At 63.7% G+C, this 25,428-nt stretch carries 31 protein-coding genes; 9 read left to right on the forward strand and 22 right to left on the reverse strand.

The window, feature by feature from the left end; genetic code table 11:
* Window positions 1-3 precede the first annotated feature (3 nt).
* From KI612_RS19035 to KI612_RS19060, 6 genes are all read left to right on the forward strand, one after another.
* On the forward strand, window positions 4-981 hold the full coding sequence (locus KI612_RS19035) for a FecCD family ABC transporter permease (RefSeq protein WP_226441627.1): 978 nt from the start codon (window positions 4-6) through the stop codon (window positions 979-981).
* Window positions 978-1,751 carry an ABC transporter ATP-binding protein gene (locus KI612_RS19040; protein WP_226441628.1) on the forward strand — a complete coding sequence of 258 codons (774 nt, stop codon included), beginning with the start codon at window positions 978-980 and terminating at the stop codon, window positions 1,749-1,751. The genes KI612_RS19035 and KI612_RS19040 overlap by 4 nt, the downstream gene beginning before the upstream one ends.
* A gap of 3 nt (window positions 1,752-1,754) precedes the next feature.
* Complete coding sequence (cobO, locus tag KI612_RS19045) at window positions 1,755-2,342, forward strand: cob(I)yrinic acid a,c-diamide adenosyltransferase (RefSeq protein ID WP_226441629.1); 588 nt, start codon at window positions 1,755-1,757, stop codon at window positions 2,340-2,342.
* 54 nt (window positions 2,343-2,396) lie between these two features.
* The gene (locus KI612_RS19050) at window positions 2,397-3,680 is read left to right on the forward strand and encodes a cobyrinate a,c-diamide synthase (protein WP_226441630.1); all 1,284 of its coding nucleotides are present in this window, start codon (window positions 2,397-2,399) and stop codon (window positions 3,678-3,680) included.
* 105 nt (window positions 3,681-3,785) lie between these two features.
* A complete protein-coding gene (locus KI612_RS19055; protein WP_226441631.1) occupies window positions 3,786-4,655 on the forward strand; it encodes a Tim44 domain-containing protein in 870 nt (289 codons plus the stop codon).
* Window positions 4,656-4,721: 66 nt separating this feature from the next.
* The gene (locus tag KI612_RS19060; RefSeq protein ID WP_226441632.1) at window positions 4,722-5,003 is read left to right on the forward strand and encodes a hypothetical protein; all 282 of its coding nucleotides are present in this window, start codon (window positions 4,722-4,724) and stop codon (window positions 5,001-5,003) included.
* Here the strand turns inward: KI612_RS19060 and hybE are convergent.
* Together hybE and KI612_RS19070 are read right to left on the reverse strand one after the other, a co-directional pair.
* The gene (gene hybE, locus KI612_RS19065) at window positions 5,000-5,512 is read right to left on the reverse strand and encodes a [NiFe]-hydrogenase assembly chaperone HybE (protein WP_226441633.1); all 513 of its coding nucleotides are present in this window, start codon (window positions 5,510-5,512) and stop codon (window positions 5,000-5,002) included. The two genes, KI612_RS19060 and hybE, sit on opposite strands and share 4 nt — an antisense overlap.
* 59 nt (window positions 5,513-5,571) lie before the next feature.
* Window positions 5,572-7,056 carry a protein adenylyltransferase SelO gene (locus KI612_RS19070; RefSeq protein ID WP_226441634.1) on the reverse strand — a complete coding sequence of 495 codons (1,485 nt, stop codon included), beginning with the start codon at window positions 7,054-7,056 and terminating at the stop codon, window positions 5,572-5,574.
* A gap of 109 nt (window positions 7,057-7,165) precedes the next feature.
* Here KI612_RS19070 and KI612_RS19075 point away from each other — a divergent pair, with 109 nt between their 5' ends.
* The gene (locus KI612_RS19075) at window positions 7,166-8,371 is read left to right on the forward strand and encodes an EAL domain-containing protein (protein WP_226441635.1); all 1,206 of its coding nucleotides are present in this window, start codon (window positions 7,166-7,168) and stop codon (window positions 8,369-8,371) included.
* Between the two features lie 100 nt (window positions 8,372-8,471).
* On the forward strand, window positions 8,472-8,690 hold the full coding sequence (locus KI612_RS19080; RefSeq protein WP_226441636.1) for a hypothetical protein: 219 nt from the start codon (window positions 8,472-8,474) through the stop codon (window positions 8,688-8,690).
* Window positions 8,691-8,718: 28 nt separating this feature from the next.
* Here the strand turns inward: KI612_RS19080 and KI612_RS19085 are convergent, their stop codons facing one another.
* The 13 genes from KI612_RS19085 to ybgC form a co-directional block, all read right to left on the reverse strand.
* Complete coding sequence (locus tag KI612_RS19085) at window positions 8,719-9,825, reverse strand: YeeE/YedE family protein (RefSeq protein ID WP_226441637.1); 1,107 nt, start codon at window positions 9,823-9,825, stop codon at window positions 8,719-8,721.
* Window positions 9,826-9,827: 2 nt separating this feature from the next.
* On the reverse strand, window positions 9,828-10,502 hold the full coding sequence (queC, locus tag KI612_RS19090; RefSeq protein WP_226441638.1) for a 7-cyano-7-deazaguanine synthase QueC: 675 nt from the start codon (window positions 10,500-10,502) through the stop codon (window positions 9,828-9,830).
* A gap of 92 nt (window positions 10,503-10,594) precedes the next feature.
* Window positions 10,595-12,022, reverse strand: a complete 1,428-nt coding sequence (locus KI612_RS19095) for a putative bifunctional diguanylate cyclase/phosphodiesterase (RefSeq protein ID WP_226441639.1) — start codon at window positions 12,020-12,022, stop codon at window positions 10,595-10,597.
* A 51-nt stretch (window positions 12,023-12,073) separates the two neighbouring features.
* Window positions 12,074-12,796: a PAS domain-containing protein gene (locus tag KI612_RS19100; RefSeq protein ID WP_226441640.1), complete on the reverse strand. Its 723-nt coding sequence runs from the start codon at window positions 12,794-12,796 to the stop codon at window positions 12,074-12,076.
* 230 nt (window positions 12,797-13,026) lie between these two features.
* Window positions 13,027-13,389 (reverse strand): PilZ domain-containing protein, encoded by a 363-nt coding sequence (locus KI612_RS19105; RefSeq protein ID WP_226441641.1) that lies wholly within the window; start codon window positions 13,387-13,389, stop codon window positions 13,027-13,029.
* Window positions 13,390-13,401: 12 nt separating this feature from the next.
* Window positions 13,402-14,040 carry a 7-carboxy-7-deazaguanine synthase QueE gene (gene queE / locus KI612_RS19110; RefSeq protein ID WP_226441642.1) on the reverse strand — a complete coding sequence of 213 codons (639 nt, stop codon included), beginning with the start codon at window positions 14,038-14,040 and terminating at the stop codon, window positions 13,402-13,404.
* Window positions 14,041-14,115: 75 nt separating this feature from the next.
* Window positions 14,116-14,856, reverse strand: coding sequence for a tol-pal system protein YbgF (gene ybgF / locus KI612_RS19115; protein WP_226441643.1), 741 nt, complete (start codon window positions 14,854-14,856; stop codon window positions 14,116-14,118).
* Window positions 14,857-14,858: 2 nt separating this feature from the next.
* Window positions 14,859-15,410, reverse strand: a complete 552-nt coding sequence (gene pal, locus KI612_RS19120) for a peptidoglycan-associated lipoprotein Pal (RefSeq protein ID WP_226441644.1) — start codon at window positions 15,408-15,410, stop codon at window positions 14,859-14,861.
* 18 nt (window positions 15,411-15,428) lie between these two features.
* On the reverse strand, window positions 15,429-16,700 hold the full coding sequence (tolB, locus tag KI612_RS19125) for a Tol-Pal system beta propeller repeat protein TolB (RefSeq protein WP_226441645.1): 1,272 nt from the start codon (window positions 16,698-16,700) through the stop codon (window positions 15,429-15,431).
* Window positions 16,701-16,731: 31 nt separating this feature from the next.
* Window positions 16,732-17,544: an energy transducer TonB gene (locus KI612_RS19130; protein WP_226441646.1), complete on the reverse strand. Its 813-nt coding sequence runs from the start codon at window positions 17,542-17,544 to the stop codon at window positions 16,732-16,734.
* A 5-nt stretch (window positions 17,545-17,549) separates the two neighbouring features.
* On the reverse strand, window positions 17,550-17,951 hold the full coding sequence (locus KI612_RS19135) for an ExbD/TolR family protein (protein ID WP_226441647.1): 402 nt from the start codon (window positions 17,949-17,951) through the stop codon (window positions 17,550-17,552).
* 109 nt (window positions 17,952-18,060) lie between these two features.
* Window positions 18,061-18,738, reverse strand: a complete 678-nt coding sequence (gene tolQ / locus KI612_RS19140; RefSeq protein ID WP_226441648.1) for a protein TolQ — start codon at window positions 18,736-18,738, stop codon at window positions 18,061-18,063.
* Window positions 18,735-19,157, reverse strand: coding sequence for a tol-pal system-associated acyl-CoA thioesterase (gene ybgC, locus KI612_RS19145; RefSeq protein WP_226441649.1), 423 nt, complete (start codon window positions 19,155-19,157; stop codon window positions 18,735-18,737). The genes tolQ and ybgC overlap by 4 nt, the downstream gene beginning before the upstream one ends.
* 228 nt (window positions 19,158-19,385) lie before the next feature.
* Here ybgC and KI612_RS19150 point away from each other — a divergent pair, with 228 nt between their 5' ends.
* Window positions 19,386-19,706 (forward strand): hypothetical protein, encoded by a 321-nt coding sequence (locus KI612_RS19150; protein ID WP_226441650.1) that lies wholly within the window; start codon window positions 19,386-19,388, stop codon window positions 19,704-19,706.
* A gap of 69 nt (window positions 19,707-19,775) precedes the next feature.
* Here KI612_RS19150 and ruvB read toward each other — a convergent pair whose 3' ends face one another.
* From ruvB to KI612_RS19185, 7 genes are all read right to left on the reverse strand, one after another.
* Window positions 19,776-20,834, reverse strand: coding sequence for a Holliday junction branch migration DNA helicase RuvB (ruvB, locus tag KI612_RS19155; RefSeq protein WP_226441651.1), 1,059 nt, complete (start codon window positions 20,832-20,834; stop codon window positions 19,776-19,778).
* A complete protein-coding gene (locus tag KI612_RS19160) occupies window positions 20,831-21,886 on the reverse strand; it encodes an AI-2E family transporter (protein WP_226441652.1) in 1,056 nt (351 codons plus the stop codon). Before KI612_RS19160 ends, ruvB begins: the two co-directional genes overlap by 4 nt.
* A complete protein-coding gene (ruvA, locus tag KI612_RS19165) occupies window positions 21,886-22,464 on the reverse strand; it encodes a Holliday junction branch migration protein RuvA (protein WP_226441653.1) in 579 nt (192 codons plus the stop codon). Before ruvA ends, KI612_RS19160 begins: the two co-directional genes overlap by 1 nt.
* A gap of 49 nt (window positions 22,465-22,513) precedes the next feature.
* Window positions 22,514-23,047, reverse strand: coding sequence for a crossover junction endodeoxyribonuclease RuvC (gene ruvC, locus KI612_RS19170; protein ID WP_226441654.1), 534 nt, complete (start codon window positions 23,045-23,047; stop codon window positions 22,514-22,516).
* A 258-nt stretch (window positions 23,048-23,305) separates the two neighbouring features.
* A complete protein-coding gene (locus KI612_RS19175) occupies window positions 23,306-24,160 on the reverse strand; it encodes a DMT family transporter (RefSeq protein ID WP_226441655.1) in 855 nt (284 codons plus the stop codon).
* Between the two features lie 5 nt (window positions 24,161-24,165).
* Window positions 24,166-24,672, reverse strand: a complete 507-nt coding sequence (locus tag KI612_RS19180; RefSeq protein WP_226441656.1) for a 3'-5' exonuclease — start codon at window positions 24,670-24,672, stop codon at window positions 24,166-24,168.
* A gap of 11 nt (window positions 24,673-24,683) precedes the next feature.
* Complete coding sequence (locus tag KI612_RS19185) at window positions 24,684-25,409, reverse strand: YebC/PmpR family DNA-binding transcriptional regulator (RefSeq protein ID WP_226441657.1); 726 nt, start codon at window positions 25,407-25,409, stop codon at window positions 24,684-24,686.
* Window positions 25,410-25,428 lie beyond the last annotated feature (19 nt).

Genomic DNA, 25,428 nt, shown 5'->3' on the forward strand with positions numbered 1-25,428 from the left:
AACATGCCCACCCGCCGCCGCGCCTTCCTGATCCTCGCCAGCCTCGCCCTGTTGGCGGTGCTGAGTATCGGGCTGGCGTTGACGGTGGGCAGTCTGCGCATTCCGCCGGCTGACGTTTTCTCTGCCTTGCTCGGGCGCGAAGTGCCCGGCATCGATGTCGTGCTCGAACTGCGCCTGCCGCGCGCGCTGGCCGGATTTGCCTGCGGCGGGCTGCTCGCGCTGGCCGGGGCGCTGATGCAGGTGCTGTTGCGCAATCCGCTGGCCGATCCTTACGTGCTGGGGATTTCCGGCGGCGCCGGTTGCGGCGCGCTGTTTGCCATCCTGCTCGGCCTGCCGGCGCTCGGCATCGACGGGCTGGCTTTTGCCGGTGCGCTCGGCGCGATGTTCCTGGTTTTCGGGCTGGCGCACGGTGACGGCAGCTGGACGCAGACACGCCTCTTGCTGACCGGCGTCATCGTCGCCGCCGGCTGCGGTGCGCTGGTCGCGCTGATGCTCGCCATCGCCCCCGAAGATCGCCTGCGCGGCATGCTGTACTGGCTGATGGGCGATCTCGCCCAGGCGTCCGGGTGGCTGCCCGGCCTGATCGCACTGGTCGTCGGTCTGGCCCTGGCCATGCCCTTTGCCCGCGAACTCAACCTGCTGGCGCGTGGCATGCTGCAGGCGCAGGCGCTCGGCGTAGCGGTCAACCGTCTGCGCTATGCCATTTTCCTGCTCGCTTCGCTGGCTACCGCCGCTTCGGTGACCACGGCTGGCTCGATCGGTTTCGTCGGCCTGGTCGTGCCACATCTGGTGCGCCTGGCGACCGGCAACGACCAGCGCCTGCTGCTGCCGGCCTCGGTGCTGGCCGGCGGCGCGCTGCTGGTGCTGGCCGACACGCTGGCCCGGACGCTGATCGCACCGCAGCAGCTGCCGGTCGGCGTGCTCACCGCACTGATCGGCGTGCCGGTCTTCCTCATCCTGCTCTCGCGGCAACCGAAATGACCGGCCCCTTGCTCGAAGCCCGCCAACTGGCCGTCGAAATCGGCGGTCGGCGCGTCGTCGACCGTCTCGACCTGGTGCTGAACGGCGGCGAACGCCTGGCCATTCTCGGCCGCAACGGCGCCGGCAAGTCGACGCTGCTCGCGACGCTGGCCGGCCTGCGCCCGCCGGCCGCCGGCGCCGTGCTGCTTGGCAGCGAAGATGCCGCGCTGTTGCCGCCGCGCGATGCGGCGCTACGCCGCGCCTGGCTCGGCCAGTTCCATGCCGACCCGTTCGGCTCGACCGTACTCGAAACGGCGCTGACCGGCCGGCATCCGCATCTCGGTCGCTGGGACTGGGAAACGACGCGCGATGCCGATCTGGCACGCGGCGCACTGGCCGCAGTTGGTTTGCAAGGCATGGAAGAACGCCAGATCCACACGCTGTCCGGCGGCGAACGCCAGCGCCTGTCGATCGCCACGCTGCTCACCCAGGCGGCGCCGCTCTACCTGCTCGACGAACCGCTGTCGCACCTCGACCTCAATCACCAGATGGCCGCGCTCGAACTGTTTGCCGGTACCGCCTGCGACTGCGGCGCCGGCATCGTCATGGTTTTGCACGACCCGGCTCTGGCCCACCGTTTTTGCGACCGCGCGCTGCTCATCCACGGCGACGGCCGCTACGAACTCGGACCGGTCGACGCCATCCTGACTGCCAAAACGCTGTCCGGGCTCTACGGCTACACCCTGCGCCAGATCGACGACAACGGCCGGCGCTGCTTCATCCCGGAGTAAGACATGGTTACCCACGAACAACGCATGCAGAAGAAGAAGGCCGTGATCGACAACCAGATCGCAGCCGCCCAGGCCGAACGCGGCGTGCTGCTGATCAACACTGGCAACGGCAAGGGCAAGTCGAGCGCTGCTTTCGGCGTCGTCGCCCGCGCCCTCGGCCACGGTCTCAAGGTCGGCGTCGTGCAGTTCGTCAAGAGCCGCTCGGACACCGGCGAGGAAGCCTTCTTCCGCACCCAGCCCAACGTTACCTGGCATGTCGGCGGCGAAGGCTTCACCTGGGAAACCCAGGACAAGGAACGCGATGCCGCCGCCGCCCGGCACGCCTGGGCGATTGCCGGCGAACATCTGAGCAACCCGGAAATCGGCCTGGTCGTGCTCGACGAGATGACCTACGCCTTCAAGTACGGCTGGCTCGATCTCGATGCCGTCATCGCCAAGCTGCTCGCCCGGCCGCTCATGCAACACGTCATCGTCACCGGCCGCGGCGCCCCGGAAGCCCTGCGTGCCGCCGCCGACACGGTGAGCGACATCGGCAACGAGAAACACGCCTTCCAGGCCGGCATCAAGGCAATGCCGGGGCTGGAGTGGTGAGTCCCGGCCAGTTCCACACCTAGCCGCAAGCCCGTTTTACCTGCCGCAGCCGCCATGTCGCTCGCCTGTCCTGCCCTGCTCATCGCCGCCCCCGCCTCCGGCCAGGGCAAGACCACCGTCACCGCCGCGCTCGCCCGGCTGCATGCGCGGCAAGGCCGGCGCGTCACCGTGTTCAAGTGCGGCCCGGATTTTCTCGATCCGCAGATTCATGCCGTGGCCAGCGGTCGACCGTGCCAGAACCTCGATTTCGGCATGTGCGGCGAGGACGATGCGCGCTGGCGGCTGGCGCGCGCCGCGCGCGATTCCGACCTGATCCTCGTTGAAGGCGTCATGGGCCTGTTCGACGGAACACCGTCAGCTGCCGACATCGCCTGCCGCTTCGGCATCCCGGTCATGGCGATGATCGATGCCGGATCGATGGCCCAGACTTTCGGTGCCGTCGCGCACGGGCTGGCTAGCTACCGGCCCGGCCTGCCTTTTGCCGGCGTACTGGCCAACCGCGTCGGCAGCGAACGCCATGCCGGCATGCTCAAGGACAGCCTGCCACCCGGCATGGGCTGGTTCGGCGCGTTGTCGCGCAATGCCGCAGCAGCACTGCCCGAACGTCACCTCGGCCTGCTGCAGGCAGCCGAAATCGACGACCTGGAAAGCCGCCTCGACCAGCTCGCCGATGCGCTGGCCGCCACCGCAACAGTCAACCTGCCGCAGGGCATCGAATTCGCCGACTTTTCCGCACCCAGCGTCGCGCCGCTGCTCGCCGGCCGGCGCATCGCAATCGCCCGCGACGCCGCCTACGGCTTCATCTACCCGGCCAACCTGGAAATGCTGACGGCGCTCGGTGCCGAATTGCACTTCTTCTCGCCGATTGCCGGCGACACCTTGCCTCCGTGCGACGCCGTATGGCTGCCCGGCGGCTATCCCGAACTGCACGCCGCGGCGCTTTCAGCCAACGCGGCGCTGTGGACCGCCTTGCGCGCCCACGTCGCGGCCGGCAAACCACTGCTCGCCGAGTGCGGCGGCATGATGAGCCTGTTCGAGCAGGTCACCGACAAGGCCGGCACGACGCATGCCTTCGCCGGGCTGCTGCCCGGCATCTCGGTCATGCAGCCACGCCTGGCCGCCCTCGGCACCCAGTTCGCCGAGCTGCCGGAAGGGCGACTGGCCGGCCACACCTTCCATTATTCGAAGAGCGAAACACCACTGTCGCCGCTAGTGCACGCCAGCACGCCGGATGGCCGCAAGGGCGAGGCGATTTACCGGCTGGCGCGCCTGACCGCTTCCTACGTACATTTCTACTTTCCATCGAACCCGCTCGCCTGCGCTGCCCTGTTTGCCTGAAACTCTCCGTTTTTTACGAAGAGTTAATGCACTTAATCCATATTTTTCCGGAAACATAAGCCGGCTATGATCCGGCCCGTAGCACTCACCTCGATGGAGACAAAAATGAAATCATTTGCTTTGATGGCCGCGGCTCTGGTCCTCGGCTTTACGCTGACCACCGGTGACGCCGAAGCCGCCCGTCGCCTCGGTGGCGGCAGCTCTTCCGGCATGCAGCGCCAGGCCGTGACCCCGAACAAGGCGACCAACGCCGCCCCGACCCAGCAGCAGGCAGCACCGGCCGCCGCACCGCAAGCCCAGCCCAAGCGCTCGTGGATGGGTCCGCTCGCCGGCCTCGCCGCCGGTCTCGGCCTCGCCGCGCTGGCTTCGCACTTCGGCTTTGGCGAAGGCCTGGCCAACATGATGATGATCGGCCTGCTGGTCATGGGCGCCGTGATGCTGTTCGGCTTCCTGATGCGCAAGAAGGCGGCCAGTGCCCAGCCCGGCATGCAGTACGCCAATGCCAACGCCGGTTACGGCGGCAATGCGCCGCGCCAGCCGGACTTCATTCCGGCCGGCGGCTCTGCCGCTCCGGCTGCCAATGAGGCAAGCAACGGCAACATTCCGGCCGGCTTCGATGTCGATGGCTTCGTGCGCAACGCCAAGGTCAATTTCATCCGCCTGCAGGCCGCCAACGATGCCGGCAATCTCGACGACATCCGGGAATTCACGTCGCCCGAGATGTTTGCCGAGATCAAGCTGGGCATGGCCGACCGCGGTGCTGAAAAGCAGGAAACCGATGTCGTCCAGCTCAACGCCGAAGTCCTCGACGTTGCCGAAGAAGCCAGCCGTTACGTCGTCAGCGTGCGCTTCACCGGCCTGATCCGCGAGGAAAAGAACGCCGCACCGGAAGCCTTCGACGAAATGTGGCACATGACCAAGCCGCGCAGCGGCAATGGCGGCTGGGTGCTGGCCGGTATCCAGCAAGTCCAGTAAGACCGACGCAGCAGATGGCAGAAGGCCGGCGGAGCAATCCAGCCGGCCTTTTTTACGGAGGTGCACATGGCAGCCTCAATCATCGGCGAGTTCGTCGTGTCCGTGATCGGCGAAGTCCTCGTCCAGATTGTCTTTTACTACACCGGCAAGGCGGTCGTGCCGGTGATCAGCCTCGGTCGCTGGCTGACCGCCAGCCTGAGCGATACCGCGCCGCCCAGCCGGGCAAGCCGCCTGTCCTGGGTCGATGCCGCCGGGCGCCGGGTGGTCAGCCTGGACGGCCAGGCGCTGGCCGGCTTTCTCTTCTACATCGCCCTGATTCTGTTTCTGGTTCTCTATTACCAACTCTAACGCTTGCCGGCGAGACGGCGGAAAAAGCCGCGCCGGGAAGTGTCGGGCGCCGGTGCGGCGGGCGGGCTCGGCGGCACTGCCGATGGCATGCCGAAAATGAAGGCTTGCAGCGCGTCGACCGCTATCTGGCGGGCAGCGGCCATGTCCGGGACCAGACTCATCGGCGTGATCAGCGTACTGAACTGATAGGTACCGAGTTCCTCCTCGCGCGCCGCAACGAAGGGCAGCGTGCCGCCCGGCAGTTCGAGAAAGCGGCGCTGCCCGGCCGGAATCTCGCCCCACAGCGTGCCACCACCGGGCAACAGGTAAAGGCGCAGGAACCACGGCGTGATGACGACACCGAACCAGTCGCCGGCATGCCGGGCGAAGCCGAGGCTTTCGACATCCAGCGCCGGATTGATTTCCGCCATGTCCGGCTCGCCGCGCTGCCAGACGGTGCGGTAATGGGCGGCAAGCAGTGCCGCCGGACTCTCGGCATACGATACAACGGGGGAATCGGCCTGGTTCATCAGCGGCAAGCGACACGGATTAAAGCCGGCATTCTCCGCCGACTTGGCGACGCTGCCAATCAGCTCGAGCAGCTGACCGCGAGTCCGTTCGCCCAGTCCGGCGGCAAGGCAGCGTAAGCCTCGAACTCCGGCTGTTCGTCGTAAGGCCGGCGCAGGCAGGTGAGCAGGCGCTGCACTTCCGAAAAGTCGCCAGTCTTCGCTTTGCGGATCGCCACTTCGGCCAGCCAGTTGCGCAGCACGTACTTCGGACTGGCCGCCCGCATCGCCGCCTGCCGCTCGGCATCCGGCCACGGTGTCTGCGCCAGGCGAGCGCGCCACTCGGCGAGCCAGGTATCGCAAGCGCTGCGGTCGACGAACAGGTCGCGCAAGGGGGCGTCGGTTTTGGCCATATTTTCGCGGTCGACCGTTGCCGGCAATTTCGCCAGCGAACGGAAGAACAGCGTGAAGTCGGGACGGTGCTGCTGCAGGAAACCGAAGGTTTCGCCGATGAAGTCCTCGTCGTCGGGCAAACCGTCGCGCAGACCGAGCTTGGCGCGCATCAGTTGCTCGAACCTGCCTTCGAAGGCCGGGCCGTAATGCTCGTCGACCGCGGCCTTGCACTGCGCCGGCCGGCCGATCAGCGGCAGGAAGGCATCGGCCAGGCGATAGAGATTCCACTGCCCGATATGCGGCTGATTGCGGTAGGTATAGCGTCCCTGGTCATCGGAGTGATTGCAGATATGGCCGGGGTCGAAGGCTTCCATGAAACCGAACGGGCCGTAATCGAGGGTCAGGCCAAGAATCGACATGTTGTCGGTGTTCATCACGCCATGCATGAAGCCGACCGCCATCCAGTGCGCGATCATCTCGCCGGTACGGCGCGCCACGTCGGCGAGCAGCGCGGCGTAGGGGTAGTCCGCGTCACGGCACGCCGGGCGGAAGGTGTCGATCACGTAATCGGCCAGTTGCTTCAATTCAAGCTGCCGGTCACGTGAGGCCCAATGTTCGAAGGAGCCGAAACGCACGAAGCCGGGCGCGACGCGGGCGACCACAGCCGCTGTTTCGATCTGCTCGCGGCGCACCGCCTGGTCGCCGCCGACGATGCACAGGGCGCGCGTCGTCGGAATGCCAAGCCCGGCCATCGCTTCGGAACAGAGAAACTCGCGGATCGACGAGCGCAACACGGCGCGACCGTCGGCGCCACGCGAATAAGGCGTACGGCCCGCTCCCTTCAACTGGATTTCCCAGTGTCCATGCTCGTTGCGCAGGCCGCCAAGCAGATGCGCCCGGCCGTCGCCCAGCTGGCCCGCCCAGACGCCGAACTGGTGTCCGGAATAGACGGCGGCCAGCGGTTGACTGCCCGGCAGCAGACGATTTCCGGCGAAGATTTCGGCGAACTCCGGGCTGTTCAGCAGCTCCGCTTCCAGACCGACCAGCCCGGCCACTTCATCGCTGATCGCGACAACATGCGGGTTGCTCAGGGGCTGCGGCGCCAGACGGGTGTAGAAGGCCTCGGGCAGGGCGGCAAAACTGTTGTCGAAACGGGGCGAGGCAGGTGCGTTCATGGCGATCGGGACGGGTACGTTGGCGGGAGTATGTAGAGGTAGAGTACAAATTCGGCCCGGCGTTCCCGGCTGATGCATAATCGCAGCACGCAATCCGGCAAGGCAGCGCATGATGGACCAACTCCCCCGCGAACATTTTCCGGCCGCCTGTACCGTGTTCGGCATCGACGAACCGGGCGATTCGGCCTATGCCATCGAAAGCGGCAGCGTCGAAGTACTGGCGGCGCCCGATCAGCAGCGCGTTGCCATCCTTGGCGTCGGCGAACTGTTCGGCGAAGTCGCGCTGCTCGACCACCTGCCGCGTACCGCCACGGTCCGCACGCTGGAGCCGACCACCCTGGTCCGCATCGAACGCCAGCATGTCAATGAACTGCTCAAGCGCAGCGACCCGGTCATCCGTCACCTGCTCGAACTGCTGCTGCGGCGCTTCCGCAGCAAGAACAGCGAACACCCGGACGAAAGTTCGACGCCGGCCGGCAGCGATGACCGCACCTGCGCCCTGCGTACCCTGGCCCTGACCCGCGATCTGGCGCACGCCCTCGATTTCGACCAGCTCGAGCTGTATTACCAGCCGCTGATCAGCTTTTCGCGGCGCAATCTGGTCGGCTTCGAAGCCCTGGTCCGCTGGCGCCACCCGACGCTGGGCATGATCATGCCGCTCGAGTTCATCGGTCTGGCCGAACGCACCGGGCTGATCCACAAGCTGGGCGCCTGGGTATTGCAGCGCGCCGTCGCCGACTGGGCCGGCCTGCGCCAGCACTGCCAGCCCGACGGCGGCCTGCCGCCCTTTGTCAGCGTCAACCTGTCGGCCGATGAACTCGGCGACCTCGGCATCGTCGAGCGCATCCGTTCACTGCTCGCCAGCCATGCCATGCGGCCGCACGAACTGAAGATCGAGCTGACCGAAACCGTCATCATCGAAGATAGAAACACCATCAGCCAGGTGCTGGAGCAACTCTCGGCGCTCGGCATCGCGATCGCGCTCGACGACTTCGGCACCGGTTACGCCGGCCTGGAAACGCTGAAAAGCCTGCCCATTTCGTGCCTGAAGATCGACAAGAATTTTGTCCAGGAAATCGACAGTTCGCTGCGCAGCCATGAAATCGTGCTCACCGCCATCCAGCTTGCCGCCTCGCTCGGCATCAGCACCATCGCCGAAGGCATCGAGGATGAGGCGACCTTCCGCCGCCTCGACGCCATGGGCTGCGACGTTGCCCAGGGCTATTACTTCGCCCGGCCGATGCCGGCCGCGGCCGTCGCCGGCTGGCTGAAACAGTCGATTCACGAAGGAAAATGTGCCGCCGCGGCGGGTTGACCGCTGGCCGTCGATCAATGCCTTGCCGGCGGCCACAATGGCTGGCTACACTGGTCAGCTTCGTCCCGCCGACCAATCCCATTTTTCGAGTATCCCGAGCATGCGCCGCTATCCGTTTTCCTTCGTCGCCCTGAGCAGCCTCGGTCTGCTTTGCGCCATTCCCGGCCTGATCAGCCTGGCCGGCTTCGGCGCCAGCCTGCATCCGCTGCTTGAAGACCCGATGGCCGGGCTGGCCTTCGTCGTGTCCGCGGTCGCCCTGATCGGCTCCGGCGCCTTTCCGCTGGTTATCGAGAAACTGAAGGAAAACGAGGGCGCCTGAACGGTCGACCGCCGGGAAAAGGCAAAAACTACTGCGTGCAGCCGCCGGAAACGCCGAAGTATTCGATGCGTATGGTCAGCGCCGCACCGCCGACGATGGCCAGGAAGGTGACGATGGAACCGAGCGCCAGCGTCGAGATGCCGCTGATCCCCTGACCGACCGTACAGCCCAGCGCCGTGACGCCGCCAAAGCCCATCAGCGCGGCGCCGATCAGATGGCGGGCGATGTCATCGACACCGGCAAAACCTTCCCAGCGGAAACTGCGGGTCAGCAAGGCCCAGGCCGCCGAGCCGGCAACCACACCGAGCACGCTGGCAATCCCGAAACTCATCTTGCGGCTGGTGTCCGACCACAGCATCAGCAACTCAAGGAAATAAGCGCTCGGCGCGACGAAACTGAAGGCTTCCATGCGCCCGCTGTTGGTCGCCACGAAGCTTTCCTGCAAGGTTTCCGGATCTTCCGCCAGATAGCCGAGATGGCCACTGACATACCAGGCGGCAACGACCGCCAGGCCGACCCCGAAGCCGCCGAGCAGGTTGTCGAGCGTCCAGAAATCGCGCTTGAGCAGGCAAAAAGCGGTCAGGCCGCCACCGATGCCGAGCACGCCAAGGGCAAAAGCCGTCTGCGCCTCGACCCCGGCCGAGCGCAACAGGGCCGGCACATCCTGGCCGCCGGGCAGGACCAGCACCACCTTGTCGAGCACGCCGACACGGAAGACGCCGAGCACGCCGCGCATCGTCATGTAGGCGACCAGGCCGAGCACAATGAAGACGACCAGCGACTTGAGGTTGCCGCCGCCGATGCGGATCAGCGTCTTCGAACCGCAGCCGGAGGCCAGCACCATGCCGGCGCCGAAGCAGGCACCGCCGACCAGGCAGGACAGCCAGTTGAAACTGCTGCCACGGTAGATCGACTTGTCGAGATCGATCAGGCCGGCCGCATGCAGCGCGCCGGCACCGAGCACCGCAACGCCGATCGCCAGCAACCACATGCGCATGCGGCTCCAGTTGCCCATCACGAGGATGTCGGTCACTGCGCCCATGGTGCAGAACGAGGTCTTCTGGCCAAGTGCGCCCAAGCAGAAGGCCAGGGCAAAGGCGAGCCAGATGATGGCGGTGGCGGAAAGCGCTTCCATGTTCAGGCCGCGTAGTGCGTCGGATCGGCCACCCCGGCCGCGGCAAAGCCTTCGGCGCGCAGGCGGCAGGAATCGCATTCGCCGCAGGCGCGGCCGTCGGCATCGGCCTGGTAGCAGGAAACGGTGAGGCCGTAATCCACGCCGAGCGCCGTGCCGGTCTGGATGATCTGCGCCTTGGAGAGGTCGATCAGCGGCGCGTGGATGCTCAGCTTGACGCCCTCGACGCCGGCCTTGGTCGCCAGATTGGCCATTTTCTCGAAGGCGGCGATGTACTCGGGCCGGCAATCCGGGTAGCCGGAGTAGTCGACCGCATTGACGCCGACGAAGATGTCGCGGCTGCCGAGCACCTCGGCCCAGGCCAGGGCGAGCGAAAGCATGATGGTATTGCGCGCCGGCACATAGGTGACGGGAATGCCCGGCTGCACGCCGCCGGTCGGCACCGCGATGCTGGTATCGGTCAGGGCCGAACCACCGAACTGGGCAAGGCCGAAATTGATCACGCGATGCTCGACGGCACCGAGCGCCGCCGCCACCCGGCGCGCCGCATCGAGCTCGGCACTGTGGCGCTGGCCATAGTCGAAGGACAGGCAGTAGCAGTCGAAGCCCTGGCTTCTGGCCAGCGCAACACAGGTGGCGGAATCGAGTCCGCCGGAAAGAAGGACGACAGCAGGTTTCATGTTGAGGCAGAAAAAAACGGAACAGCCGCGATTGTGCCGGCATCCGGCCCATCCTGCAGCAGGATTTTGCCCTTCGGCTCATGCCGAAGCGGCTAGATCATCCAGTTATCGGAGGTTTCCAGCGGTTGACCGTAGCTGGGCAGGGCTTTTTCAAAATCGGCAAAAGCAATCGGTCGACCGAACAGATAGCCCTGGAAGCAGGTGCAACCATGTTCGACCAGATAGCGGTGCTGCGCCTCGGATTCGACGCCCTCAGCCACCACGTTGAGGCGCAGCGTGTTGCCCATGGCAATGATCGCCCGCACGATTGCCGCATCATCCGGATCGACGGCAATGTCGCGGATGAAGGAACGATCGACCTTGAGCTGTTCGAAGGGAAAACGCTTGAGATAGGAGAGCGAGGCGTAGCCGGTACCAAAATCATCCAGCGAAAAACGTACGCCAATCTCGCGCAGTACCTGCATTTTCGCGATAACGCCCTCGACATTGTCGAGGAGCAGGCTTTCGGTCAGTTCCAGCTTGAGCAACTTGGGTTTTACACCATGCCGGCTCAGCGCGGCCTGCACCTGATCGACGAAATCCGGCTGGCGGAATTGCCGGGCGCTGACGTTGACCGACAGATAAAGCCGCTCGGTTGCCGGATTGTCGGCCCAGCGCCGCAACCGGGCGCAGGCGGTATCGAGCACCCAGGTGCCGATCGGCACGATCAGGCCGGTTTCCTCGGCGAGCGGGATGAAATCGGCCGGGCCGATCATCGCACCGTCCGGCGGCTGCCAGCGCAACAGGATTTCTGCCCCGATCAGCTGGCGGGCGCTGTTGACCTGGGCCTGCACGTAGAGCACGAACTCATTACGACTGAGCGCCCGATGCAGGCGGGATTCGAGACTGGCCCGCGTATCGAGTGCGGTCTGCATGGCGCTGTCGAAAAAGCGCACGCTGTTGCGGCCGGCATCCTTGGCCTTGTAGAGCGCGATATCGGCCTGCTTGAGCAGGGCTTCGGTAGTCTTGTCATGGCCGCAGAACAGGCTGACGCCAATGCTCGCCGAGTGGAAGTGCTGGATATCGGGACTGACCAGGAAGGGCTCGTTGAGGCTGAGCCGGATTTTCTCGGCCACCGCTTCTGCCTGGATACCGGCCAGCGCCGCCTCGCTGCCCAGATCTTCAAGCATGACGATAAACTCGTCACCGCCCTGACGCGCCGCCGTATCGCCCTCGCGAATGCAGGCGCGCAGGCGACTGGCGACTTCAACCAGCAGACGGTCGCCGACATCATGACCGAGCGTGTCGTTGAGATTCTTGAAATGATCGAGATCGATGATCAGCAATGCACCGTATTGCTGGCTGCGCTTGCCGGCCACCCGCGCCAGGCCGAGCCGGTTGAGCAGCAGACGCCGATTGGGCAGGGCGGTCAACGGGTCGAAAAAGGCCAGATTGTGGATTTCCGACTCGGCCAGCTTGAGATCGGAAATATCCGAGAAGGTGCTGACATAGTGGGTCAGCACGCCGCGATCGTCGCGCACCTCGCTGATCGTCAGCCACTCGGGAAAAATGCCCCCGGATTTGCGCCGGTTCTAGACTTCCCCCTGCCAATGTCCATTGGCATTCAGGCTATCCCACATCTGGCGATAGAACACGGCATCGTGCCGCCCCGACTTCAGCATCGACGGCGTTTGCCCCATGCTTTCTTCGGCGGAATAACCGGTCAGGGTGGTAAAGGCGGCATTGACCCGCAGGATACGGCGCTCCGCATCCGTCACCATGATGGCCGCCTGCGATTTGAAAGCCAGGGCCGCGATCTGCATGTCCTGCTCAAGGCGGATACGCCAGGAAATGTCACTGGCGATGCCGAGATAGCCGATCAGTCCGCCCCCGGTATCCTTGAGGGCGCTGACTGTCAGCTCGACCGGAAACTGCGAACCGTCCTTGCGCACATACGTCCACTCGTCGTTTGCCGCCTGGTTGTCCGCCAGACGGGCGACGAAAACCCCGAAATCGGGCTGGACATCACGCGCCAGTTCAGCCGACAGCAGGCGGGCCCGCGACTCGATTTCCGCTTCAAGATGGAATATCGACGCCACCTGCTGGCCAACCACCTCGCTCCAGGCATAACCCAGCATGCGCTGGGCGGCCGGGTTGAAGTAAATGACCGTGCCGGCCGTATCGGTGGCAATGATGGCGCGCCCGGCATTTTCGAGGATGGCATGCTGGATTTCGCAGAGCTCCGGCAAGGTCTTGCCGGGCGCCACTTCGAGCTCGGTCAGGACACAGGCGGCAGGGGGAACGCGATCAGTCATCGTGGTCGGCAACAAGCGGCGGGCTGGTCATGAAACCAAGCGGCAAGGAGCCTGGATGGAAAACCGGCATGCTTGATTCACAGGACATTTTCCCCCATTTCCCGGCATCAGCCAGCGATCGCCAACGATCGTCCGTTTCAACCCCGGCGAAGATACTAGCCCAGCAATGACAATGCCGCAAGAATAGGTCAGACCAATCCTTGCGGCAGGCTTCAATCAAGGGAATCCGGTCAATTGTGGGTCAGCAGTCCGAGCTCGCGGTCGAGCAGGGTTTCATCGCCGAGATTGAGGGCAACCAGGCGGCGCAGATGGGTAATGCTGTCGAGATCAATCTCGCGACAGGACAAACCGAGCAGTTCGGCCTGACTATGCACGACCGTGCATTCCATGCGGATGACCGGACCGGCATCGTCGAGCTGGACCTTCAGCGTGCAGCGACTGCCGATCTGGGTGAACACCGCTGCATGCGGGCGCACCAGCGCCCCCTTGAGCGAGAGATCAAGCACCTCGACGGCCATTTCGCCGCTCGGCAAAAACAGGCTGGCTTCGGTCTGGAAGCGAATACGGGAAAACTGGCGGCGATTGCTGGTCATGGATCTCTCCCCTTACTTGCCTTTCATGTTACCCCAAAGCAGCTTGTGCAGTTGCAGCTGGAAACGCACATTGAGACCGTCTTCGAGAATCCATGCCGCCAGGTCGGCCGCTTCGATGCGCCCCTGGGCCGGCGAGAAAAGCACCGGACACAAGGTATCGAGCTGGTGTTCGCGCAAGGTGCTACGTGCCCATTCATAATCGGCCCGGCTGGCGATGACGATCTTGATCTCGTCCTTTTCATCGAGCAGGCCGAGATTTTCCCAGCGATTCTTCGCACTCTCGCCGGAGTCGGGCGCCTTCAAGTCCATTATTCGCGCCACGCGCGGGTCGACCGCTGCGATATCGAGCGCCCCGGAAGTTTCCAGGGATACGTCGTAACCGGCATCGCACAGCGCCGCCAGCAGCGGCAGACATTCCTTCTGCGCCAGCGGCTCGCCGCCGGTGACGCAAACCTGGCGAGCCGGGTATTTGGCGACTTCAGCCAGCACCGACTCGATGGTTGCCGGGGCACCGCCGGTAAAGCTGTATTCGGTATCGCACCAGACACAGCGCAAGGGGCAACCGGTCAGGCGCACGAATACGGTCGGCAGGCCGACGCGGGAAGCCTCGCCTTGCAGCGAGTAAAAGATTTCAGTGATTCTCAGGGCCACAGGTAACTCTCACGCGAGTCGGCCGTCATGGCCGCGCAACGGTAGCGCTCCCGCATCAGGCGGAAGCGCTGCCGCTCATTTTTTCTTCAGACGTTGCTGCGCCGATTCGGCAGCCGGGGTATTCGGATACTTGGCAATCACGGTTTCCAGCGAGCGTTTGACACCGGTCGGGTTGCCCAGTTCCTGCTGGCAGGTCGCAATTGCCAGCCAGGCATCCGGTGCCTTGGCACTGTCCGGATACTTGGTGGTGACAATGCTCTGTGCCTCGATCGCCCGCTTGCAGTCGCGTTGCGCGTACCAGGCATTGCCCAGCCAGTACTGGGCATTGGGTGCGAGCGAGCTGTCCGGGTATTTCTGCACGAAGGCAGCAAAGGCGACCGCAGCTTCCTTGTACTTGGCAGCCTTGAACTGATTCAGGGCGCCTTCGTAATCCTGGCTTTCCTTGACCGGATCGCCCTTGATTGCAGCGGCCGGCGTATTGGCCGGATCAGCCGTTGGCGCAGCGGCAACCGGTGTTTCGAACTTGCGCAGGCGCGAATCCAGATCGAGATAGAAATCCTGCGTCCGCTTGTCGCCGACTTCCTGCTTGTAGCCCAGGGTTTCCAGCAAACCGCGCAGACGGGCAATTTCATCCGCCTGGCGCTGGATCTGCGCCGACAACTCGAGCTGCGCCTTGGCCTGCTGGTCAAAGCGCGCCTCCGTCTTGATCCTGAAGTCAGTCAGTTGGCGACGCGCTTCCTCGTCATCAAAAATGCCGGCCTGGGCCTGTGTGGCACCCAGTGAGGCGATCAGGAGAACCAGACGGAGGCGACGCATGATCAGAACTCGCCGCGACCGTCGGCACCCTTGTAAAGGATGTCGGCACGACGGTTTTCGGCCCAGGCCGCTTCGTCATGACCATCGCTCTTCGGCTTTTCTTCGCCGAGGCTGACCGATTCAACCTGGTCTTCACGGGCGCCGAGCAGGGTCAGCGAACGACGCACGGCATCGGCGCGCTTCTGGCCCAGCGACAGGTTGTATTCACGGCTGCCGCGCTCGTCGGTATTGCCTTGCAGCAGGACCTTGAAGCCGCGATTGGCGACCAGGTACTTGGCGTGGGCGGCGACCAGATCCTTGTACTCGCCCTTGACTTCGTAGCTGTCCAGATCGAAGTAGATGCTGCGCTTGGCCAGCGCGCTTCTCGGATCGGTCAGCTCACGCGGCAGACCGTTGGCATCGACGCCACCGGCAATAACCGGGGCGACACCGGTGCTGGCACCCGAGCCGCCACGCGACTCGACCGGTGCACCGGAATTTTCATCAGGAATCGGGGTGGAACTGCAGCCAACGATCAGGGCGGAAAGCAGGGCGGGGATAAATAATTTTTTCACAACATTCTCCGGGAGGGATTATTGATAGAACGGGCCCCAGGCCGGTTCGCGCACATCACCTGCGGCGACCGAGAGGCGCTGTTTGATCCTGCCATCGCTGGACACAGCCGATAGTACGCCGCGCCCGCCGACTTCAGTGGCGATCAGGATCATGCGGCTGTTGGGGGCGAAACTTGGCGATTCGTCCTTGTGGGAATCCGTCAGCACCTGCACCTGGCGACTGGCCAGATCCATGACTGCCAACTGGAAGCGACCTTCGCGCCGGGCAATGAATGCCAGGCTCTTGCCATCCGGCGAAGGACGCGGAGAAACGTTGTAGCTGCCCTCGAAGGTGACGCGCTGGGCATCGCCGCCATTGGCGCCTATCCGGTAAATCTGCGGGCTGCCACCACGATCCGAGGTGAAATAAACGCTGCTGCCATCGGCTGAATAACGCGGCTCGGTATCGATGCCGCCCGACTGGGTCAGGCGCTGCACGCCGCTGCCGTCGGCATTGACCGCATAGAGCTGCGAATTGCCGTCCTTGGAGAGAACGACGGCGAGGCGGCGGCCATCCGGCGACCAGGCCGGCGCCGAATTGGAGCCCTTGAAATTCGCCACAATCTGGCGTTGACCGGAGGTGATCGAATGCACGTAGATCACCGGCTTCTTTTTCTCGAAGGACACATAGGCCAGCTTGCTGCCATCCGGCGACCAGGTCGGCGAAATGATCGGTTCGGTCGAGGTCAGCGCGGTGGCGGCGCCCTGGCCGTCAGCATCGGCGATCTGCAGCAGGAACTGGCCGCGCGCCTTGACGACATAGGCGATACGGGTCGAGAAGACACCCTTCTCACCGGTCAGCTTCTCGTAAATATAGTCGGCAATGCGATGCCCGGCGGCGCGCAATTGCTGGTTGCTGGTGACATAGACCGCGCCGCCCAGCGCCACGCCCTTTTGCGCGTCATAGATCCGGAAACGCGCCTCCATGCGGCCATCCGGGCTGCGCAGCAGGCTGCCGGCCGCGATGGCATCAGCCCCCTTGCCCTTCCAGTCGGCGAAGTTGATCGGCGAATTTTCATCGAGCGCGACCCCGGTCGTATCGACCAGCTTGAACAGGCCGCTGCGCTCGAGATCGGAACGCACGGTCGAGGTCACGATGCGCGATGCCGTCGCATCGCCGAGAAAATCGGCAATGGCGACCGGGATGCGATTGGCGCCGGCGCCGGTGATCTCGATCGAAAGCTGGGCCTGGGCCAGGGCACTCAGGCAGAGCGCAAACAGAACGAGGAAATATCGGGAGATTTTGTGCATGTCGTTCATTTTCAATAAGTTTCGCGCGATTTTACTCTTCAAACGGCTTGTATTTGATTTCGAGCGTGCGCTGGAAAAGCGAAGCATCATCCGGCTTGGGCAGGGGCGAAGATTTGCGGATGGCAGCTTCGATCGCCCGATCCAGCGCGGGATTACCACTGGATCGCTTTAGTTTGACGTCCAGAATTTCATGCGAGGGCAACTGACTGACCTCGAATACGGCTTCGGGATTGCCCTGTATTCCCGGTGGCAGCATGGAAAGATTGCTTTTGATTTTCACCCGGATCTTGTTCACGTAATCCGCCAGGCCGCGCTTGTTCGCCGACGCCCGCTGTTCGGCTTCGGCTGCCGCCGCATTCGCCATCTGCTGCGCCGAAGCGCTCGCCTTGGCGGTCGACGCCTTCAACTGGCTGGTTTCCCTGGCCAGCTCCTTGTCGAAATCGAATTTCGGCGCTTCCGGCTTTTTCGGCTCGGGCTTGGGGGGCTCGGGTTTCTTCGGTTCCGGCTTGGGCGGTTCGGGCTTAGGCTCGGGTTTCTTGGGTTCGGGCTTTTTCTTGTCTTCCTTGACCACGATATCCGGCTTTTTCAGCACGGGTTCGGGCTTAGGCTCGACCTTGGGCAAGGGCTTCGGTTCCGGCCGTACCTCCGGTTCGGGCGGCGGCGGAGGGGGCGGTTGCAACGCAGGGACCGGACGGGCCGACCACAGTTCGACTTCCATCACTTCCGGCGGACTGCGCTTCCACTGCACACCGAGGAAGAGCGCCGCGATCAGCCCGACGTGCACCACGAAGGTGAACGCCAATGCGTATTTCTTGCCGGGCTCTTCAGGGCGCTGGTCGATCATGAATGCTATTTGCTGCCGGTTTCCAGGCCAACCTTGGCGAAGCCCAGACGCTTGACCTCATCAAGCACTTCAATGACGTTCTTGAACTGGGTTTCCTTGTCGCCGGCGACCAGAACGGCAATTTCCTCATCACGGCCCTTGAGGGAGCTCAGCTGTTCCTTCATTTCCTTGACGCCCTTGACCTTGGTCGGACTGCCGTTGGCATCGAAAACGGAAAGACTGCCATCCGCCTGCACCTCAACCTTGACGTACTTGGCCGGCTTCTGCGAAGCCGCACCGGTCGTCGGCAGATCGACCGAACCGGTCGTCATCATCGGCGTCGTCACCATGAAGATAACGAGCAATACGAGCATCACGTCGATATACGGGACGACGTTGATTTCGGCTTTGAGTCGGCGCTGGCGCATCACAGCTCCCGTGAAAATGGATCACGCGCGGCGCTGGGCAGGCGGCGAGTGAGGCAGTGCTGCGGGCACGGCGAAGGAGCCAACGAAGTCAGCGCAAGCGTGGCCATTTTTAACGCATCTGCCGTTGCAGGATGTTGGAGAACTCTTCCATAAACGACTCGTAACGCACTGCGAGGCGGTCGATGTCGTGCGAGAAGCGGTTGTAGGCGAGCACCGCCGGAATCGCCGCGAACAGGCCGATGGCGGTGGCGACCAGCGCTTCGGCAATACCCGGCGCAACGGAAGACAGCGTCGCCTGACCAACATTGGAGAGGCCGCGGAAGGCATGCATGATGCCCCACACCGTACCGAACAGGCCGACATACGGCGATACCGAACCGACCGAAGCGAGGAAGGACAGGTGCGACTCGAGCGCATCCATCTCGCGCTGGAAGGTGGCGCGCATGGCGCGGCGCGAACCATCGACGATGTCCTTCGGGTCGAGGTTCTTCTGGCCCTTGAGCTTGGTGAATTCGCGGAAGCCGGCCTCGAAGATGCGCTCCATGGAACCGGCGTGGTGACGGTCGTTGACCGCGCTGTTGTAGAGATTGTTGAGATCGCCACCGGACCAGAAATCACGCTCGAAATCCTCGGTCTTGGCGCGCGCCTGGCGCACCGAGAACCACTTCATCGCGATGTAGTACCAGGACATGCAGGAGACGCCGGCAAGCAGCGCCATGACGACCTGCACCACCGCGCTGGCGTGCAGGATGAGCTGGAGGATGGAAAGGTCCTGGGTGACGTTCATTTAAGGGTTTCCAGTTTGCTGTGCAGGAATTCGGGAATCGCGGAGGGCGTCATCGTCGCCATGTTGACGCAGGCGATCTCGACCGAGCCGGTGACCAGTTCTTCATCGCCGCGCCGGACATGCTGGCGGAAGACGACGCGGACGCGGGTCAGCTTTTCGACTTCGAGGCCCACGGTCAATTCGTCGTCGAGGCGGGCCGGCTTGAGATATTCGCAGCTTGCCTTGCGGGCGACAAAGCCGATACCGGCATCGGCCGCCAGTTGCGACTGGTCGTGACCGGCAAAACGCATCCACTCGGTACGGCAGCGTTCGAAGAATTTCAGGTAATTGGCGTAATAGACGACCCCGCCGGCATCGGTATCCTCGTAATAGACGCGCACGGGGATCGAAAAGGCGTTGGGCTTGGGCTCGTATTTCATCGTGTGATTTTACCTTGCGCTGCAACAATAATATGTAACGGTGTGTTTCCTTGTTGATTTTCGCGTCGACCGCCGGCAGCAATGCCTGGAAACATCCCGGTCACACAGCGATACACCGCCTTACATTCGCACTGACATCCGGGGCGTAACCCGCGGCGTTATTCGGCACAAGGCGCTGCACTGTCGCAGCACCGGAAAACCAAACAACCCCGTTCAAGGAGATTCAAAATGATCAAGTCCATCATCACTCTTGCTGTTGCCGCTGGTTTCGCTTCTGCCGCTTTCGCCCAGGCACCGGCCGCCGCCCCCGCCGCTGCTCCGACTGCCAAGGTCGTCGCCCCGGCCGCCGCCGCAGTCGAAAAGAAGGTTGAAGCCCCGAAGGCTGCCGAAGCCGTCAAGACCGAAGTGAAGAGCGAAGTCGCCCCGGCTGCCGACAGCAAGCCGGCCAAGAAGGCCCACAAGATGAAGAAGGCCGTCAAGGCAGAAAAGGCTGAAGCCGCTGCTACGGTTGCTCCGGCTGCTGCCCCGGCTGCTGCCAGCGTCAAGTAAGCGCATCTCCCGAACAAAAAAGCCCCGGATGAAAATCCGGGGCTTTTTTGCGTCGACCGTATGGCGCCTCTATTCGTCGGCGAGCAGGTCGCGCACGACGGCGCTGTTCGGTTCGGCGAGACCGAGGTGGCGATAGATGGCCGGCGTTGCAATGCGACCGCGCAAAGTGCGTTGCAGGTAGCCCTGCTGGATCAGGTAAGGCTCGAGCACATCCTCGATGGTGTCGCGCGCCTCGCCGATCGCTGCCGCCAGATTGTCGACACCGACCGGACCGCCACCGAATTTCTCGATCACTGCCGAGAGCAGCTTGCGGTCCATGATGTCGAGCCCGGCCGGATCGACGTCGAGCATGTGCAGCGCGGCATCGGCCACCGGGCGGGTGATGTTGCCGTCGGCCTTGACCTCGGCGTAGTCACGCACGCGCCGCAGCAGACGGTTGGCAATGCGCGGCGTGCCGCGCGAGCGCTTGGCGATCTCCAGCGCGCCTTCCGGGTCGATCGGCGCATTGAGCAACGAGGCCGAACGACTGACGATGCTCTGCAATTCCTGCGCGTTGTAGAACTCGAGACGGGCGACGATACCGAAACGGTCGCGCAGCGGATTGGTCAGCATGCCGGCCCGGGTCGTCGCGCCGATCAGCGTGAACGGCGGCAGGTCGAGCTTGACCGAACGCGCCGCCGGACCTTCGCCGATCATGATGTCGATCTGGAAGTCTTCCAGCGCCGGGTAGAGGATTTCCTCGACGACGGGCGACAGGCGGTGGATTTCGTCGATGAACAGCACGTCGTGCGGCTCGAGATTGGTCAGGATTGCGGCCAGATCGCCGGCGCGTTCGAGCACCGGGCCCGAGGTCTGGCGCATGTTGACGCCCATTTCGTGGGCGACGATGTGGGCCAGCGTCGTCTTGCCGAGGCCGGGCGGGCCGAAGAGCAATACGTGATCGAGCGAGTCGCCGCGATTCTTGGCGGCCTGGATGAAGATTTCCAGCTGTTCGCGGATTTTCACCTGGCCGGTGTAATCGGCCAGGCGCTTCGGGCGCAGCGCCCGTTCGAGCGCTTCTTCCTGCGCCGATTTGCTCTGCGGCGCAATGATGCGCTCGACCGCCGCCAGTTTGTCGGTTTCGATCATGCGGGATCTTCCTCACGCGTCCAGCGGCCGAACAGCATGTGGCCGAGCGCCAGCAGGACAGGGCCGAGAAAAATGCCGATGAAGCCGAAAACCAGTACGCCACCGAGCACACCAAGACCGATCAGCAGAATGGAAATGCCGGCGCCGCGGGCGATCAGGACGGGCTTGACGAAATTGTCGATGCTGCTGATCACGAACAGACCATAAAGCACCATGAAAATCGCCCAGCCGGTCTGGTCCTGGGCGTACAGCCAGGCGGCAGCGCCCCCCCAGATCAGGGGAGGGCCGACCGGGATCATCGACAGGAAAAAAGTGGCGAAGCCGAGCAGCATCGCGGCCGGCACACCGGCAATCAGGAAACCGATTGTCGCCACCGCGCCCTGCGCCGCCGCCGTGCCGACAATGCCGAGCATGACGCCGATCACCGTGCCGCGCGTCTTTTCCAGCATTTCCTCGCCCAGTTCACCACCCAGCTTGTGAGCACCCACTTTCAGTGCATTGCTTACTTTGGCGCCATCGCGATAAAGGAAGAACACCACGAACAGAACCAGCGCCAGCTGCAACAGACCATTGGCGGCAATACCGCCGAGCGCCAGCGCAAACTGGCGGGCCGGCCCGCCCAGTTGCTTGACCAGCGCATTCAGCTCATCGCGATTGCTCGCGATGTTGTGCCAGAACGCCTGGATTTCGCCACCAAAGAACGGTAGACCGCTGAGCCAGGCCGGCGGGTCGAGCGGCATGCCCTGTTCGACATAGGGTTTGACCAGGGCGATCAGCTTGTCCACGCCGTGCGCCAGGCTGCCGGCCAGGAAAACCGTAGGCAGCAGCATGATCAGCACGAGGAGCAGGGTCATCAGCGTGGCGCCCAGGGTGTCGCGCCCGCCGAGGCGGGGCAGCAGCCTTTCCGAGTAGGCCGGCCAGGTGCAGATCCAGACCACGAAGGCGAACAGCACGGCACCGATCATCGGCCACAGCACAGCCAGGCAGCCGACAATGAGCAGCACGACCAGCGCGATTTGCGCCAGCTGCTTGGGATTGTCGCTATTGAACATCAGACCTTGGAGAGCAGCTTGAGGGCCTGGCGAATACCGTCCGAGGTCCCGATTTCGGCCGGCAGCAGCTTCATCGCCGAAGCCGCTTCCTTTTCGTTGTAGCCGAGCGCGAGCAGGGCGTTGGAAATGTCCTGTTTTGCATCGTCGACCGGTGAGCGGAGCGCGACGCCGGTGGTTTCGGCCAGTTTGCCCTTCAATTCGAGAAGCAGGCGCTCGGCCGTCTTCTTGCCGATGCCGGGAATCTTGATCAGGCGGCCGAGTTCCTGCTGCGCCACTGCCGCCGAAAGATCGCCGACCGACAGGCCGGAGAGCACCGACAGCGCGGTACGTGCGCCGATGCCGGAAACCTTGAGCAACTGGCGGAAGGCAAAGCGCTCGGCTTCAGTCAGGAAGCCGTAGAGATAATGCCCGTCCTCACGCACCGCGAAGTGGGTGAGCAGCGTCGCCTTCTCGCCGTTGGCCGGCAGGTTGTAGAAGGTGCTCATCGGCACATCGAGTTCGTAGCCGACGCCATTGACGTCGAGCACGATCTGCGGGGGATTTTTTTCGGCCAGGATGCCGGTCAGTCTGCCTATCATTGCGACGCGATCTCTTTCAGGACGAGGTACTGTAATTTCACACAGGTTCTCATCCTATCAGCCGGCCGCCGCGAACGCGATACCCGGCGGTCGCCAGCGCCCCCAATCCCTGCCCGCCATGCGCGTGGCAAATGGCGCAAGCCAGCGCATCGGCGGCATCGGCGCTGGGCGAACCGGGCAGCGACAAGAGGCGCACCACCATGTCCTGGACCTGCTCCTTGGCCGCCTTGCCATGGCCGACCACGGCCTGCTTGACCTGCAACGCGGTGTATTCGGCCACCGTCAGGTCGGCATGCACCAGCGCACTCAAGGCCGCACCGCGCGCCTGGCCGAGCAGCAAAGTTGACTGTGGATTGACGTTGACAAAGACCTTCTCGACCGCCGCCTGATTCGGCGCATAGGTCGCAATCACCTCGCTGATCCCGGCAAACAAGGTCTTGATGCGCTCCGGCAGCGACTGCTTGTCGTTCGACTTGATGCAGCCGCTGGCGACGTAGAGCAACTGGTTGCCATGCTTTTCGATGACACCAAAACCGGTCACCCGGAGGCCGGGGTCGATGCCGAGGATGCGTGGCACGCTCATGCCGTACTCCGGTAACGAGAAGGGTGACCGGTTTCAGCGCAGGCTAACCGGCGCCGCCGGTTAAGCGGGCATAGCCCGCGGCCGGAGCTAAAGCCAACCCGGAGGCCGGGGTCGATGCCGAGGATGCGGGGTGTTTCGCTCATGCGGCCTCCGGGTGACAGGTTTCAGCGCCGGCTAACCGACATTGCCGGTTAAGCGGGCAAGGCCCGCGGCCGCAGCTAAGGCCAACAAAGCGGAGGCCGAGAATGCGCGGCACGCTCATTTCGCCCGCGCCACCAGATAGACGCCGCTCACGGCCAGCAACATGCCGGCCGTAGCGGTCAACGTCAGGATTTCACCGAAAACCGCCCAGGCAATCAGCGCCGTGGTCGGCGGCGTCAGGTAGAACAGGCTGGCGACATTGACCGCGCTGCCGCTGCGGATCAGCAGGTTCAACAGGCCGATGGCGCCAATTGACAGGACCAGCACCAGCCAGCCCAGCGCAAAGACGAACTGGCCATTCCATTCGATCTGGAACTCGCCGGTCAGCGCGATGGCGAGGGCCGTCACCAGGGCAGTCGGCACGAACTGGATCACCGAGCCGGTGCGCAGGTCGAAGCGGGCGCAATAGCGTTTCTGGTAGAGCGTGCCGGCGGTGATGCCGAACAGCGCAATGACGGCCGGCAGCAGCATCGGGCCGAGCGCGGCAGCTTCGCCGAACTTGCCCGAGACGACCAGCCCGACGCCGACGAAACCGAGTGCCAGACCGGTCCACTGCCGACCACTGACTTTTTCGCCGAGCAGCCAGCCCGCACCGAAAGCCGTCAGCAGTGGCTGCATGCCGACCACCAGCGCCGTCACGCCGGCCGGCAAGCCGTGCTTGATGGCAATGAACACACCGCCCAGATAAACGGCATGCACCAATACACCGGAAACCCCGATATGCAGCCACTGCACCGGTTCCTTCGGCCATGGCGCCCGCGTCAGCAGGGCGATTGCCGTCATCAGCGTGATCACCAGCCCGTAACGCGCGAGCAGGAATGACAGGGGGTCGGCAAAAGGCAGTCCATACTTCGCACCAATGAAGCCGGTGCTCCACAGGAAAACAAAGAGGACGGGATAGAAGCGCTGCATGCCGCTCAAACTGCGGGGCTTACGGCACAACGCCGGCGCGTTTCGCGCAGCGTTTCAAACAGGGTGCGGGCATCGCCGCTGGCGCGGTGGCGGCGCAATTGCAGGCGTACTTCGACCAGTTGCCGGCTGGCATGCCAGTGACACTGCTCGCAATCGCCCAGCAACTCGCGCAGGTCCTTCAACTGGAACGAAGGCAGCAGATCGACCGCATCGAAAAGCAGGCTGAGCCAGACGTAGTCATAGGCCCAGGCATCGCAATAAATCACCTTGCCGCGCAATTGCCGGTTCAGGTCGAGACAGACATCAAGTGCCGCACGACCTTTTTCGACGAGCAAGGCGCGGGGAATGCCGTGCACCTGCTCGGCCGAGTCATCCCAGTGCGTCCAGGCGGCTTCCGGACGGATCAGCGTGCAATACGATACGCCGTCCGGTGTGTAGTAGCCGATCTCGATGGGATAGCTGCCGCGCCCGAAGCCCGAGGCCTCGATATCGATGATGATCGGCAGCTCCATCAAGTTGCCGATCAGTCTTCGATGACGGCGGTGGTGTAGATTTCCTGGACGTCGTCGAGGTTTTCCAGCGCGTCGAGCAGCTTCTGCATCTTCACACCTTCTTCGCCGGCAAAGACGTTCTCGCCTTCCGGCTTCATCGTCACCTCGCCGAACTCCGGCTTGAAACCGGCGGCTTCGAGCGCATCCTTGACCGCGATGTAGTCGTTCGGCGCAGTGATCACTTCGATCGAGCCGTCGTCGTTGGTCGCCACATCTTCGGCACCGGCTTCGATCGCCGCATCCATCAGCGCCGCTTCGTCGGTGCCCGGCGCGAACAGGATCTGGCCGCAATGCTTGAACTGGAAGGCCACGCAACCGTCGGAACCCATATTGCCACCGAACTTGGAGAAGGCGTGGCGCACTTCGGCCACCGTCCGCACCTTGTTGTCGGTCAGGCAGTCGACCATGATCGCCGCGCCGCCGATGCCGTAGCCTTCGTAGCGGATCTCGATGTATTCGACGCCTTCGAGTTCGCCCGTCCCCTTCTTGATCGCGGTATCGATCTTGTCCTTGGGCATGTTGACGCCCTTGGCCTTGTCGATCGCGACGCGCAGGCGCGGGTTGAAGTTGCTGTCGCCGCCGCCCATCTTGGCGGCCACGGTGATTTCCTTGGCAATCTTGGAGAAGGCGGCACCGCGCTTCTCGTCCTGGCGACCTTTACGGTGCTGGATATTGGCCCATTTACTATGACCTGCCATGCTTTTCTCACTGCAATAA

This window comes from Quatrionicoccus australiensis (genome assembly GCF_020510525.1).
Lineage (GTDB): Bacteria > Pseudomonadota > Gammaproteobacteria > Burkholderiales > Rhodocyclaceae > Azonexus > Azonexus australiensis_B.

Bases quoted from the DNA above. Each gene is read 5' to 3' on its own strand.
- KI612_RS19035 (WP_226441627.1), top strand. From the start codon at position 4: ATGCCCACCCGCCGCCGCGCCTTCCTGATCCTCGCCAGCCTCGCCCTG.
- KI612_RS19040 (WP_226441628.1), top strand. From the start codon at position 978: ATGACCGGCCCCTTGCTCGAAGCCCGCCAACTGGCCGTCGAAATCGGC.
- cobO (WP_226441629.1), top strand. From the start codon at position 1,755: ATGGTTACCCACGAACAACGCATGCAGAAGAAGAAGGCCGTGATCGAC.
- KI612_RS19050 (WP_226441630.1), top strand. From the start codon at position 2,397: ATGTCGCTCGCCTGTCCTGCCCTGCTCATCGCCGCCCCCGCCTCCGGC.
- KI612_RS19055 (WP_226441631.1), top strand. From the start codon at position 3,786: ATGAAATCATTTGCTTTGATGGCCGCGGCTCTGGTCCTCGGCTTTACG.
- KI612_RS19060 (WP_226441632.1), top strand. From the start codon at position 4,722: ATGGCAGCCTCAATCATCGGCGAGTTCGTCGTGTCCGTGATCGGCGAA.
- hybE (WP_226441633.1), bottom strand. From the start codon at position 5,512: ATGAACCAGGCCGATTCCCCCGTTGTATCGTATGCCGAGAGTCCGGCG.
- KI612_RS19070 (WP_226441634.1), bottom strand. From the start codon at position 7,056: ATGAACGCACCTGCCTCGCCCCGTTTCGACAACAGTTTTGCCGCCCTG.
- KI612_RS19075 (WP_226441635.1), top strand. From the start codon at position 7,166: ATGATGGACCAACTCCCCCGCGAACATTTTCCGGCCGCCTGTACCGTG.
- KI612_RS19080 (WP_226441636.1), top strand. From the start codon at position 8,472: ATGCGCCGCTATCCGTTTTCCTTCGTCGCCCTGAGCAGCCTCGGTCTG.
- KI612_RS19085 (WP_226441637.1), bottom strand. From the start codon at position 9,825: ATGGAAGCGCTTTCCGCCACCGCCATCATCTGGCTCGCCTTTGCCCTG.
- queC (WP_226441638.1), bottom strand. From the start codon at position 10,502: ATGAAACCTGCTGTCGTCCTTCTTTCCGGCGGACTCGATTCCGCCACC.
- KI612_RS19100 (WP_226441640.1), bottom strand. From the start codon at position 12,796: ATGACTGATCGCGTTCCCCCTGCCGCCTGTGTCCTGACCGAGCTCGAA.
- KI612_RS19105 (WP_226441641.1), bottom strand. From the start codon at position 13,389: ATGACCAGCAATCGCCGCCAGTTTTCCCGTATTCGCTTCCAGACCGAA.
- ybgF (WP_226441643.1), bottom strand. From the start codon at position 14,856: ATGCGTCGCCTCCGTCTGGTTCTCCTGATCGCCTCACTGGGTGCCACA.
- tolB (WP_226441645.1), bottom strand. From the start codon at position 16,700: ATGCACAAAATCTCCCGATATTTCCTCGTTCTGTTTGCGCTCTGCCTG.
- KI612_RS19130 (WP_226441646.1), bottom strand. From the start codon at position 17,544: ATGATCGACCAGCGCCCTGAAGAGCCCGGCAAGAAATACGCATTGGCG.
- KI612_RS19135 (WP_226441647.1), bottom strand. From the start codon at position 17,951: ATGCGCCAGCGCCGACTCAAAGCCGAAATCAACGTCGTCCCGTATATC.
- tolQ (WP_226441648.1), bottom strand. From the start codon at position 18,738: ATGAACGTCACCCAGGACCTTTCCATCCTCCAGCTCATCCTGCACGCC.
- ybgC (WP_226441649.1), bottom strand. From the start codon at position 19,157: ATGAAATACGAGCCCAAGCCCAACGCCTTTTCGATCCCCGTGCGCGTC.
- KI612_RS19150 (WP_226441650.1), top strand. From the start codon at position 19,386: ATGATCAAGTCCATCATCACTCTTGCTGTTGCCGCTGGTTTCGCTTCT.
- ruvB (WP_226441651.1), bottom strand. From the start codon at position 20,834: ATGATCGAAACCGACAAACTGGCGGCGGTCGAGCGCATCATTGCGCCG.
- KI612_RS19160 (WP_226441652.1), bottom strand. From the start codon at position 21,886: ATGTTCAATAGCGACAATCCCAAGCAGCTGGCGCAAATCGCGCTGGTC.
- ruvA (WP_226441653.1), bottom strand. From the start codon at position 22,464: ATGATAGGCAGACTGACCGGCATCCTGGCCGAAAAAAATCCCCCGCAG.
- ruvC (WP_226441654.1), bottom strand. From the start codon at position 23,047: ATGAGCGTGCCACGCATCCTCGGCATCGACCCCGGCCTCCGGGTGACC.
- KI612_RS19175 (WP_226441655.1), bottom strand. From the start codon at position 24,160: ATGCAGCGCTTCTATCCCGTCCTCTTTGTTTTCCTGTGGAGCACCGGC.
- KI612_RS19180 (WP_226441656.1), bottom strand. From the start codon at position 24,672: ATGGAGCTGCCGATCATCATCGATATCGAGGCCTCGGGCTTCGGGCGC.
- KI612_RS19185 (WP_226441657.1), bottom strand. From the start codon at position 25,409: ATGGCAGGTCATAGTAAATGGGCCAATATCCAGCACCGTAAAGGTCGC.